Source organism: Enterobacter sp. P82 (genome assembly GCF_037053385.1).
Lineage (GTDB): Bacteria > Pseudomonadota > Gammaproteobacteria > Enterobacterales > Enterobacteriaceae > Enterobacter.
Map to the genome: position 1 here is coordinate 1,199,067 of NZ_JBALHX010000001.1, position 11,953 is coordinate 1,211,019.

13 protein-coding genes are annotated in these 11,953 nt (G+C 53.8%); 5 read left to right on the top strand and 8 right to left on the bottom strand.

The window, feature by feature from the left end; all coding sequences use genetic code 11:
• Positions 1–169 precede the first annotated feature (169 nt).
• Complete coding sequence (locus tag WB237_RS05600; RefSeq protein ID WP_336211230.1) at positions 170–1,366, top strand: sugar transporter; 1,197 nt, start codon at positions 170–172, stop codon at positions 1,364–1,366.
• Between the two features lie 46 nt (positions 1,367–1,412).
• On the opposite strand, the gene WB237_RS05605 is transcribed toward WB237_RS05600, so the two are convergent.
• Entirely contained in the window at positions 1,413–2,078 is a 666-nt protein-coding gene (locus tag WB237_RS05605; RefSeq protein ID WP_336211232.1) for a MarC family NAAT transporter, read from the bottom strand.
• A 256-nt stretch (positions 2,079–2,334) separates the two neighbouring features.
• Here WB237_RS05605 and marR point away from each other — a divergent pair, with 256 nt between their 5' ends.
• The 3 genes from marR to marB are packed head-to-tail and all read left to right on the top strand — an operon-like array spanning position 2,335 to position 3,421.
• Positions 2,335–2,769: a multiple antibiotic resistance transcriptional regulator MarR gene (gene marR / locus WB237_RS05610; protein WP_114977245.1), complete on the top strand. Its 435-nt coding sequence runs from the start codon at positions 2,335–2,337 to the stop codon at positions 2,767–2,769.
• Between the two features lie 20 nt (positions 2,770–2,789).
• Positions 2,790–3,170, top strand: a complete 381-nt coding sequence (gene marA, locus WB237_RS05615) for an MDR efflux pump AcrAB transcriptional activator MarA (RefSeq protein WP_008502237.1) — start codon at positions 2,790–2,792, stop codon at positions 3,168–3,170.
• A gap of 32 nt (positions 3,171–3,202) precedes the next feature.
• Positions 3,203–3,421 (top strand): multiple antibiotic resistance protein MarB, encoded by a 219-nt coding sequence (gene marB, locus WB237_RS05620; RefSeq protein ID WP_129995816.1) that lies wholly within the window; start codon positions 3,203–3,205, stop codon positions 3,419–3,421.
• 31 nt (positions 3,422–3,452) lie between these two features.
• On the opposite strand, the gene eamA is transcribed toward marB, so the two are convergent.
• Positions 3,453–4,358 (bottom strand): O-acetylserine/cysteine exporter, encoded by a 906-nt coding sequence (gene eamA, locus WB237_RS05625; protein ID WP_336211239.1) that lies wholly within the window; start codon positions 4,356–4,358, stop codon positions 3,453–3,455.
• 193 nt (positions 4,359–4,551) lie between these two features.
• Here eamA and ydeE point away from each other — a divergent pair, with 193 nt between their 5' ends.
• Positions 4,552–5,745, top strand: a complete 1,194-nt coding sequence (gene ydeE, locus WB237_RS05630) for an efflux MFS transporter YdeE (RefSeq protein WP_336211243.1) — start codon at positions 4,552–4,554, stop codon at positions 5,743–5,745.
• Between the two features lie 46 nt (positions 5,746–5,791).
• Here ydeE and zinT read toward each other — a convergent pair whose 3' ends face one another.
• The 6 genes from zinT to urtA are packed head-to-tail and all read right to left on the bottom strand — an operon-like array spanning position 5,792 to position 11,934.
• The gene (zinT, locus tag WB237_RS05635) at positions 5,792–6,433 is read right to left on the bottom strand and encodes a metal-binding protein ZinT (RefSeq protein ID WP_336211246.1); all 642 of its coding nucleotides are present in this window, start codon (positions 6,431–6,433) and stop codon (positions 5,792–5,794) included.
• Positions 6,434–6,485: 52 nt separating this feature from the next.
• Positions 6,486–7,184, bottom strand: a complete 699-nt coding sequence (urtE, locus tag WB237_RS05640) for an urea ABC transporter ATP-binding subunit UrtE (protein ID WP_028017434.1) — start codon at positions 7,182–7,184, stop codon at positions 6,486–6,488.
• 9 nt (positions 7,185–7,193) lie between these two features.
• Positions 7,194–7,991 (bottom strand): urea ABC transporter ATP-binding protein UrtD, encoded by a 798-nt coding sequence (gene urtD, locus WB237_RS05645; protein WP_336211252.1) that lies wholly within the window; start codon positions 7,989–7,991, stop codon positions 7,194–7,196.
• Positions 7,991–9,064: an urea ABC transporter permease subunit UrtC gene (urtC, locus tag WB237_RS05650; protein WP_336211255.1), complete on the bottom strand. Its 1,074-nt coding sequence runs from the start codon at positions 9,062–9,064 to the stop codon at positions 7,991–7,993. Before urtC ends, urtD begins: the two co-directional genes overlap by 1 nt.
• On the bottom strand, positions 9,064–10,638 hold the full coding sequence (gene urtB, locus WB237_RS05655; protein WP_336211259.1) for an urea ABC transporter permease subunit UrtB: 1,575 nt from the start codon (positions 10,636–10,638) through the stop codon (positions 9,064–9,066). Before urtB ends, urtC begins: the two co-directional genes overlap by 1 nt.
• A 24-nt stretch (positions 10,639–10,662) precedes the next feature.
• Positions 10,663–11,934, bottom strand: coding sequence for an urea ABC transporter substrate-binding protein (gene urtA, locus WB237_RS05660; protein ID WP_108089932.1), 1,272 nt, complete (start codon positions 11,932–11,934; stop codon positions 10,663–10,665).
• Between the last annotated feature and the right edge of the window lie 19 nt (positions 11,935–11,953).

Consider the following 11,953-nt stretch of genomic DNA (forward strand, 5'->3'; position numbering starts at 1 on the left):
CGCCTGTTTTTATTATGTTGTTCTTTTATATTCAATGAAAACGACGTTCCCGGCTACCGCTTTCATAAGGTAAATATTGAGATCTACATCACATAATAATTGAGTTTTCACCATTTAACGTTTTAAGATCGACCTCTCTTCTTTTCAGCAACGAATCTCCGACATCCCTATGACAACGAACACAGTTTCCCGCAGAGTTGCGTGGCTACGGGTGGTCACGCTGGCTATTGCCGCATTTATTTTTAACACCACAGAATTTGTTCCGGTTGGGCTGTTGTCTGATATCGCGGAAAGTTTCCAGATGGAAACGGCGCAGGTGGGCATTATGTTGACCATCTACGCCTGGGTGGTGGCGCTGATGTCCTTGCCGTTTATGCTCATGACCAGTCAGATAGAGCGGCGTAAGCTGTTAATCGGTCTGTTTGCGTTGTTTATTGCCAGCCACGTTTTGTCGTTTATGGCGTGGAGTTTTACCGTGCTGGTCATTAGCCGCGTCGGCATTGCCTTTGCCCACGCTGTGTTCTGGTCGATTACTGCGTCTCTGGCTATACGACTGGCGCCGGCCGGTAAACGTGCCCAGGCGCTGAGCCTGATTGCCACCGGTACGGCGCTGTCGATGGTATTGGGTCTGCCTATTGGCCGCATCGTAGGGCAATATTTCGGCTGGCGTACCACCTTCTTCGCCATCGGCATGGGGGCACTGATCACGCTGGTTTGCCTGATCAAACTGCTGCCGACGCTGCCAAGCGAACATTCTGGCTCGCTGAAAAGCCTGCCGCTACTGATGCGTCGCCCGGCGTTACTGAGTATCTACCTGCTTACCGTCATTGTGGTGACGGCGCATTACACGGCGTATAGCTACATTGAGCCGTTTGTACAGGTTGTGGCGGGCTTTAGCGCCAACTTTGCCACGGTATTACTGTTGATCCTCGGTGGAGCGGGCATTATTGGCAGCATTCTGTTTGGTAAGTTGGGTAACCAGCATGCCTCCACTCTGGTGAGTAGTGCTATTGGCCTGCTGCTGGCCTGCCTGCTGTTACTGATGCCCGCTGCAGGAAGTGAAAACCATCTGGCGATCCTCAGTCTGTTCTGGGGCGTGGCGATCATGATTATCGGTCTGGGCATGCAGGTGAAAGTTCTGGCCCTGGCACCGGATGCGACAGACGTCGCAATGTCACTCTTCTCGGGTATTTTTAATCTGGGGATTGGCGCGGGCGCGCTGGTGGGAAATCAAATCAGCCTGCATGTGTCGATGTCGGCGATTGGCTATCTGGGTGCCATTCCTGCGCTGGTAGCGCTGATCTGGTCGGTGCTCATCTTCCGTAAATGGCCGGTGGCGCTGGAAGAACAGCGGCAACACGGGTGACGTTTGTTTGTGCCGGGTAAGGCGAAGCCGCCACCCGGCAATGAACTTAATGGTAAGTCTTAATAATTTCCAGCACGCCGTTAATAATAAACTGCACGCCCATACAGACCAGTAAGAAGCCCATCAGACGGGAAATCGCCTCGATACCGCCCTTGCCTACCCAGCGCATAATCGCACCAGAACTGCGCAAAGACGCCCACACGATGATTCCGATCAACGCAAAAATCAGCGGCGGAGCAACCGTCAGTACCCAGTCCGGGAAGGTTGCGCTGTCACGCACCGTGGATGCGGAGCTGATGATCATCGCAATGGTACCCGGCCCCGCCGTACTCGGCATGGCTAAGGGCACAAAGGCGATATTCGCACTCGGTTCAGTTTCAAGCTCTTCGGATTTACTGGTCGCTTCCGGTGACTCATGCGCTTTTTGCGCCGGGAACAGCATACGGAAACCGATAAAGGCCACAATCAGCCCCCCGGCGATACGCAGGCCAGGGATAGAAATCCCGAAGGTGTTCATCACCAGTTGTCCGGCGTAGTAAGCCACCATCATGATGGCGAATACATATACGGAGGCCATCATCGACTGATGATTACGCTCGGCGCTGTTCATGTTCCCCGCCAGTCCGAGGAAGAGCGCAACCGTCGTTAACGGGTTGGCCAACGGCAGTAATACCACCAGCCCAAGACCAATTGCTTTCATCAAATCCAACATAGTGCGTCGTTATCCTTATCCATATTTAACACAGCAATTATAGGGGGAAAGTGTGACATTCATCCATCTGCTCAACGTAACGATTATTTTCCTCCGTGAACAATTACTCCTGGTTATCTATCTGATTTGAAAGACCTCAAAAAACGTGCATGAAACGTTTTAGCAATTCGTGGCATCGGTTAATTCATTCAGTTGACTTATACTTGCCTGAGCAATAATATCTGCCGTGACTAAACTACTTGCCAGGGCAACCATTGTGAAAAGCACCAGTGATCTCTTCAACGACATTATTCCACTGGGTCGTCTTATTCATATGGTCAATCAGAAAAAAGATCGCCTGCTCAATGACTATTTGTCACCGCTGGATATCACCGCAACACAGTTCAAAGTGCTGTGTTCCATTCGCTGCGAAGTGTGTATCACGCCGGTTGAGCTGAAAAAGGTGCTCTCTGTCGATCTGGGTGCATTAACCCGCATGCTGGATCGTCTCGTCTGCAAAGGATGGATAGAACGAAGCCCTAACCCGAATGACAAACGCGGCGTACTGGTCAAACTGACCGACGATGGCGCAGCGATGTGCGAACAATGTCATCAATTAGTAGGACAAAAATTACATCAGGAACTCACAAAAAACTTAACGGCAGATGAAGTGGCAACCCTTGAGCTTTTGCTTAAGAAAATACTGCCGTAAACAGAATAAGAGGTATGACGATGTCCAGACGCAATACTGACGCTATCACCATTCATAGCATTTTGGACTGGATCGAAGATAACCTGGAATCGCCGCTCTCCCTTGAAAAAGTGTCCGAGCGTTCAGGTTACTCCAAATGGCACCTGCAACGGATGTTCAAAAAAGAGACCGGCCATTCATTAGGTCAATATATTCGCAGCCGCAAGCTGACAGAAATTGCCCAGAAACTGAAAGAAAGCAATGAGCCGATCCTTTATCTGGCGGAGCGTTACGGATTTGAATCGCAACAAACCCTGACGCGTACGTTCAAGAACTACTTTGACGTGCCACCTCATAAGTACCGAATTACCAGCGTGCCGGGGGAATCCCGATACCTGTATCCGTTAAAACATTGTAGTTAATCATCGCCTTTAAAGACGTAACCGAGGAAATCATGAAAGCTATCGCCTCCGCCGCCCTCGCCTTGCTGGTGCTGTTCTCCAGCCAGACCTTCGCGGAGCAAACACCTCGTGCAACGCAGCAAAATAATCCTGATACGATGATTTTGCCGTCAGCACATGGCCAGTCACCTTATGATTTCAACCACATGGGTGCTGGTAGCGACAAGTCCGACGAATTAGGCGTGCCTTATTATAATCAGCACGGCCTCTGATTCGTTTTGCCCCGCAGATGCGGGGCTTTTTTTATGCCTTTCCACTGACCCGCGTCGCCCGACGCACGCGAAAGCCAAAGACATTAATATACAACCCGGCCATGATCAGCACAGCGCCAAGCAGTTGCAGCGCGCTCAGCGTTTCATTCAGTAAGAGTGCCGCACTGGCAAGCCCCACCACCGGAACCAGCAGCGACAGCGGCGCGACGCGCCAGGTTTCATACTTGCCGAGCAGTGAACCCCAGATCCCATAGCCGATAATGGTGGCCACAAACGCCAGGTAGAGTAGTGACAAAATCGTGGTGAGATCGATTTCAACCAGGCTGTTCAGCATCACATCCGGACCATCCAGAATAAACGACGCCGCCAGAAACGGGATTATCGGGAGCAGCGCACTCCAGACCACCAGCGACATAACCGCCGGACGCGCCTCGTGCTGCATAATCAATTTGTTGAAGATATTCCCGCATGCCCAGCTCAGCCCCGCCGCCAGCGTCAGCATAAAGCCGAGTAGCGCCACATCCTGACCATTCAGACTGGCTTCAATCAGTACCAGCACGCCAAACACCGCGAGCGTGATCCCCGCCAGCTGTTTGCCCTGCAGACGCTCACCAAACACAAACGCGCCGAGAATAATGGTAAAGAACGCCTGCGCCTGTAACACCAGCGAGGCAAGACCGGCCGGCATTCCGAACTTGATGGCACAGAAGAGAAACGCGAACTGGCCAAAGCTGATGGTCAGGCCATAGCCCAGCAGCAGTTTCAACGGGATTTTAGGACGGGCGACGAAAAAGAGCGCCGGGAACGCCACCAGCATGAAACGTAAACCGGCCAGCATAAGTGGGGGCATGTTGTGCAGCCCCAGCTTGATAACTACAAAATTGAGACCCCATACTACGACCACCAGCAACGCCAGCAGCCCGTCTTTACGCGTCATACCCTGCCCCTGAAATATTAATTATTTGTTAACACTTCAAGGTAACAGAAAAAAGCGCGCTGCGAGAAGATCATTAATTCTGGCAGTAAGACTAAGCACTTACGGATAAATTAGGTGCTATACAAGCCCCTTATGTCGTGATACTCCTTTTAGGACACCACAAAAAAAGCATAAGCAATTGTCGGGCAGGAATATGAAACCATCTCTCAGGCGCTCAACCGCAGCGCTGCTGGCATCGTCATTGTTGTTAACAATCGGTCGGGGGGCAACGCTGCCGTTTATGACCATTTATCTCACGCGCGTCTATAGCATGAGCGTCGAGAATATTGGTTATGCCCTGACGATTGCGCTGACTATCGGCGTGGTGTTCAGCCTGGGGTTTGGCATTCTCGCCGATAAGTTTGATAAAAAACGCTACATGCTGATCGCGATCGTGGCCTTTATCGCCGGATTTGTCGCGATCCCGCTGGTCGATAACGTCACGCTGGTGGTGCTCTTCTTTGCGCTGATCAACTGCGCCTATTCCGTCTTTTCGACGGTGCTGAAGGCCTGGTTCTCCGATGTGCTCACCGCAAGTCAGAAAGCGCGTGTCTTCTCGCTGAATTACAGCTTTCTGAATATTGGCTGGACGATTGGGCCGCCTATTGGCACCCTGCTGGTAATGTATAGCCTGCAGTTACCGTTCTGGCTGGCCGCCTTCTGTGCTGCACTGCCGCTCGGATTTATCCACTTCTTTGTACAGAAAAGCGTGGCGTTAGATACCGCAGAGGAGAAGACACCGTGGCAGCCGTCAGTATTGCTTAAAGACCGCGCGCTGTTCTGGTACACGCTCTCTGGCCTGCTGGCGTCCTACGTGGGAGGGTCGTTCGCGAGCTGTATTTCGCAATACGTTCTGGCTGCGCATGCAGACAGTGATTTCGCTGAAAAAGTGGTCGCCGTGGTATTGCCCGTAAACGCCGCCGTGGTGGTGACGCTGCAATATGCGCTGGGCCGCAAGATCTCTGCCAGCAATATTCGCCCGCTGATGACCCTCGCGACCCTGTTTTTTATTATGGGACTCGGCGGCTTCATGCTCTCCGGAGAGAACCTGATTTACTGGGGTATCGCTGCCGCCATTTTCACGCTGGGTGAGATTATCTATGCGCCGGGTGAATACATGTTGATCGACAATATCGCTCCACCAGGAATGAAAGCGAGCTACTTCTCCGCGCAGGCGTTAGGCTGGCTGGGGGCTGCAGCAAACCCGATGATCACCGGTATTATCCTGACCAACCTGCCGCACTGGTCGTTATTTGTGATTATGATGGTCGCCATTGTCATCGCCTGGCTGATGATCTTGCGCGGGATGAGCGTGAAGGCGTGGTGCGAAACACCCAACGTAGCGTAGCTCGTGTAGGCCGGGTAAGGCGTAGCCGTTACCCGGCCCTAAAGCATTAATGGTGTAACATCTCCTCCACTACCTGCTCTTTATACATTTCATTCGGATAATAGGTCGGCCAGTTATCCATCTCTTTCAGCAGCGCCTCGTGAGAGGTATTACCCATAAAGATGTGGAAATGCGAAGACGCTTTCGGCGCGATGATATGGTCGCTGAACTGGACAAACTTCGGTGCCTGACTGCTGGCATCTTTGCATTCAAACAGATAGCGAACCCCTTTTTTGCCGGATGTATAGGTCAGGATTTTGTAGCCGCTGTAATCATAATGACAGCGGCTGACTTTTTTACCTTTATGGAATTCCATGACGTTATTTTCGATGCCGATGGCCTCCACATCCGTCGCGTAACCTGTGCGGTAGTAGGCTTTCACCTCGTCGAAGGACTTACTTTTATCCTTCTGGGCTTTTTGTTTAAAGACAGGATCCAGCGCGCCATCAAGCAGGAAAGGATATACGGACTGCCAGGTACCGTCCCAGTCAGACAACATTCTGTCCCTGACGTCTTTATCTTCAAAGACACCGTTCGCTGCCTTCTGTTCCGCTTCGGTCATCTGGTGTCCATGCGAGTGGGCAAACAGCTGGCCGTTGACCAGCATCGCCGCCAGAGTCATTGCAAATTTGCCAATATGTGTAGCCAAAACAAAACCCTCACTCCGTTTTATAAGAGCGGTAATGTTATATTATAACATTTCAAATCGCAACCAGGCCGCGCACGCCCTCCTGCTCCATGTTTTCTCCCCGTCCGCGCTGAATGATGGTGCCGCGCGACATCAGCAGATAGCTGTCAGCCAGCCCGGCGGCAAAATCATAAAACTGCTCGACCAGCAGGATCGCCATATCCCCCCGGTCTGCCAGAGTGCGGATCACCTGGCCTATCTCTTTTATGACTGAAGGCTGTATACCTTCTGTGGGTTCATCGAGGATCAACAATTGCGGGCGGCTTGCCAGCGCTCGACCAATCGCCAGCTGTTGCTGTTGTCCTCCGGAGAGATCGCCCCCACGTCGCTGTTTCATCTCTTTAAGCACCGGAAACAACTGCCAGATCTCTTCCGGGACCTGCTTTGCATCGCGGGCAGAAAACCGCGACAGGCCCAGCAGCAGATTCTCTTCAACGGTTAAGCGCGGGAAAATTTCACGCCCTTGCGGGACATACGCCACGCCAGACTGCACCCGCTGGTGCGGCTTGCTATGGGTGATTTTTTTGCCCTGCCAAATCACCTCCCCGGTTTTCGCCGGGATCAGACCCATGAGACACTTCAGCAGCGTGGTTTTCCCGACGCCGTTACGCCCCAGCAAACAGGTGACTTCGCCAGTGATGGCTTCAAAGCTCACGCCGCGCAGAATATGGCTACCGCCATAATATTGATTCAGTTCGTTAACCTGTAACATCACCGCTCCTTAGCGTCCCAGATAGACTTCAATCACCTGCTCATTGGCCTGCACCTCGCGAAGCGATCCCTCCGCCAGCACGCGCCCCTGGTGCAGTACCGTCACGTGATCGGCAATGGTTTCTACAAAGCCCATATCGTGCTCCACCACCATCAGAGAATGCTTGCCCGCAAGCGTTTTGAACAACTCAGCGGTATATTCGGTTTCTGCATCGGTCATCCCGGCCGCCGGCTCATCCAGCAACAACAGATGCGGATCCTGGACCAGCAGCATGCCGATCTCGAGGAACTGTTTTTGCCCGTGCGAAAGTAGCCCGGCCAAGCGATCACGTTCGCTACTCAGCCGCAGCAAAACCAGCATCTCATCAATCTGGTCGCGTTGTTCACCGTTGAGTTTTGCCCGCAGGCTCGCCCAGACGGATTTATCGGTTTTCATGGCAATCTCAAGGTTTTCCCACACCGTCAGTGCTTCAAATACCGTCGGTTTCTGGAATTTTCGGCCAATCCCCTGGCGGGCAATGGCGGCGGGCTCAAGCAGCGTCAGGTCAATAGACTGGTCATAAATCGCTTTGCCGCTTTTCGGCCGTGTTTTGCCAGTGATCACATCCATCAGCGTGGTTTTCCCTGCACCATTGGGACCAATCACGCAGCGCAACTCACCCACACCGATATTCAGCGTCAGATCCGTCAGGGCCTGAAACCCATCGAAATTGACATTAATGGCCTCAAGTTGCAGTACCGGGTCGGTCTGTTCGCGGTAGCGATCGCCAGGTAACTGGCGGGTGAATAATCCTTCAGCTGGCTGCATTACTTCTCTCCCTTACGAAATAGACCGTAAACGCCGCGTGGTAAAAACAGGGTCACGGCGATAAAAATCATCCCGAGAAACAGTTGCCAGTATTCCGGCATCGCGACCGTGAAAATACTCTTTGCACCATTCACTAACGCAGCGCCTATCACCGGCCCCACCAACGTGCCACGTCCGCCCAGCGCTACCCAGATTGCCGCTTCTATCGAGTTTGTCGGTGACATCTCTCCTGGGTTGATAATGCCCACCTGCGGAACATAGAGTGCCCCTGCCAGGCCACACAGCACTGCAGAAAGTGTCCACACCAGCAGCTTGAACCCACGAGGATCGTACCCGCAAAACGTCAGGCGGTTTTCGGCATCCCGTACGGCAGTCAAAATGCGACCAAACTTGCTCTTCGCCAGCGCAAATCCGGTGCCTAACGCCAGAAGCAGCAACAATACGGTCGCCAGAAACAGCGCAATACGCGTGGTCGTTTCCGTCACCGAAAACCCCAGTAACGTGGTGAAACCGGTAAAACCGTTATTACCGCCAAAACCGGTTTCGTTGCGAAAGAACAGCAACATCCCTGCATAGGTCAGCGCCTGGGTCATAATCGAGAAGTAGACCCCTTTGATCTTCGAGCGGAAGGCAAACCAGCCAAATACCAGCGCCAGCAGGCCAGGCACCATGACAATCAGCACCAGCGTCCAGGCAAAGTACTGGGTTCCCCACCAGAACCAAGGCATTTCGGTCCAGGAGAGAAACGACATAAACGCGGGCAAACCGTCACCTGCGGCCTGGCGCATCAGGTACATGCCCATCGCATAACCACCCAGCGCGAAGAAAATGCCGTGCCCAAGGGACAACATTCCGGCATAGCCCCACACCAGATCCAGCGCCACCGCAACGATGGCGTAGCAGAGGATCTTACCGATAAGCGTCAGCATCCAGGTCGAAAGCGCCAGCGGATGCGTCGCAGGCAGCAAGGCAAAAAACGGTAATATCAGCAGACACGCCACCAGCAGGCTGCCGACAATCTGAATGGTTCGTGGCGCTTTACGCGCCAGCGTTAAGGTGAGTGGCTGGCTCATCAGTCAATAACCCTCCCTTTCAGTGCAAACAACCCCTGCGGTCGTTTCTGAATAAACAGAATGATCGCCACCAGAATCAGAATCTTGCCCAGTACCGCCCCCATCTGCGGCTCAAGGATTTTATTAAAGATCCCAAGACCAAAGGCTGCGGCCACGCTGCCTGCCAGCTGGCCTACGCCACCGAGAACGACCACGAGGAAAGAGTCGATGATATAGCCCTGACCCAGCTCTGGCCCTACGTTCCCAAGCTGAGATAACGCCACGCCGCCTAACCCGGCAATGCCTGAACCAAGCCCGAACGCCAACATATCAACGCGCCCCGTCGGCACCCCACAACAGGCTGCCATGCTGCGGTTTTGTGTCACCGCACGCACGTTAAGTCCCAGACGGGTTTTATTCAGAATCAGCCAGGTGAAGAACAGCACCAGCAGTACGAACCCCAGCACCACTATGCGGTTCCACGGCAACGTCAGGTTAGCGAAGACCTGCACGCCGCCAGACAACCATGCCGGGTTTGCCACCTCCAGATTCTGTGCGCCAAACGTCATGCGCACCAGCTGGATGAGCATCAGGCTGATGCCCCAGGTTGCCAGCAGCGTTTCCAGTGGACGTCCGTACAAATGACGGATCACGGTACGCTCCAGCACCATCCCGATGCCCGCCGTCAGGCAGAACGCCACCGGCAACGCGATAATCGGATAGAGCGCCAGCCACTGGGGAGCAAGCCCGGCCATCACCTGCTGCACCATCCATGTAGCGTACGCCCCGAGCATTAGCATCTCACCGTGGGCCATATTGATTACCCCCAGCAAACCGTAGGTGATAGCAAGACCCAGCGCGGCCAGCAGCAGCACCGATCCCAGAGAGAGTCCCATAAACGCCTGTCCCAGCAGATCGCCCCACATCAGGCGATGCTTAATCTGGCTAAGGCTCTCTTCTGCGGCAGCGCGAACACCAGCATCAGGCTCTGTCTGTACCTGCGCAAACGGTATTAGCTTTGATTGCACATCCGGATCGTCGGACTGGCCTAACAGCTCGACAGCCTTGCGGCGCACCTCTGCCTGCGGACTTGCCAGCTGAAGATTCGCCACCGCCAGCAGCAGCGCCTGGCGCGCCACATCATCGGTTTCACTCTCAACCCGCGTTTGCAGGAAACCGAGCATTTCGGGCTGAGCATCACGCTGAAGCTGGCGAGCCGCAGCACGCCTTTCAGTGACACTGTCACTCACAAGCTGATGTGTAGCAATGGCTGTTGCGGCAAGCACCCGCAGTCGGTTGGTCAGACGCACGGCTTTGGTTGGCCCCTCTGCAGTTTTGGTTTCCCCCAGCGGCATGATGCCGCCATTACGTTGCACAAACGCGTGCTTTTGGCTGTCGGTGTAGAGGTTTTCATCTTGCAGTGCCTGAAGCAGCGGCAACCTTGCGGCATCCGGCGTTGCAGCCCACTGCGTCAACAGGTCAGCCTGCTGACTGCGACTGGCGGCAACAAAACGATCGGCATCCGATGCCTGCGCCATCCCTGGCAGCAGACCGGCAAGCCACACAATAGCGACGATCGTGCGCATGACGTTCATGGATTATCTCCCTGCGGTAATGGCTCAGTTGCTGGCGGTTTTCATCGGCTGATCGGGCTTTTTGTCATTCCCGGCAATGAACGGACTCCACGGCTGGGCACGTACCGGCTGTTCAGTCTGCCACACCACGTTAAACTGACCGTTCCCTTCAATTTCACCGATCATGACCGGCTTATGCAGGTGATGGTTGGTGGCATCCATGGTGAGCGTAAAACCTGAAGGGGCTTTAAATGACTGGCCTGCCATCGCCGCGCGCACTTTATCTACATCGGTAGTACCGGCTTTTTCCACCGCCTGTGCCCACATATGGATGCCAACGTAAGTGGCTTCCATCGGGTCATTCGTGACCACGGTGTCGGCATTCGGCAGTTTGTGTGCTTTCGCATACGCTTTGTAATCCGCCACGAATGCCTGGTTGGTCGGGTTATCCACGGATTCAAAGTAGTTCCACGCCGCGAGGTTGCCGACCAGCGGTTTGGTGTCGATCCCGCGCAGCTCTTCTTCACCCACGGAGAATGCCACTACCGGCACGTCGGTCGCTTTCAGACCCTGATTGGCCAGCTCTTTGTAGAACGGTACGTTGGAGTCTCCGTTGATGGTCGATACCACGGCGGTTTTACCGCCTGCGGAGAATTTCTTAATGTTGGCAACGATAGTCTGGTAGTCGCTGTGACCAAACGGGGTGTAAACCTCTTCGATATCCTTATCCTCGACCCCTTTCGAATGCAGGAAGGCACGCAGGATCTTGTTGGTCGTACGTGGGTAAACGTAATCGGTACCTAACAGGAAGAAGCGTTTTGCCCCACCGCCGTCTTCACTCATCAGGTATTCCACCGCCGGGATCGCCTGCTGGTTCGGTGCCGCGCCGGTATAGAAGACGTTCGGTGACATCTCCTCGCCTTCATATTGCACCGGGTAGAACAGCAGGCCGTTCAGTTCTTCAAACACCGGCAGAACCGATTTACGCGACACCGATGTCCAGCAACCGAACACGACCGCGACTTTATCCTGGCTTAACAGCTGGCGAGCTTTCTCAGCAAACAGCGGCCAGTTCGACGCCGGGTCAACCACGACCGGTTCCAGCTTTTTACCCAGTACGCCCCCTTTGGCGTTGATCTCATCGATCGTCATCAGCGCAACATCTTTCAGCGGGGTCTCGGAGATAGCCATCGTGCCGGACAAAGAATGCATGATGCCCACTTTGATGGTATCGGCCGCTTGCACGCCAAAACTCATTCCCATAGCAACAACAGAAGCTGACAACGCGAAGGCTTTCAATAAGGTACGACGGTGCATATTTTCACTCCTGAAAAAG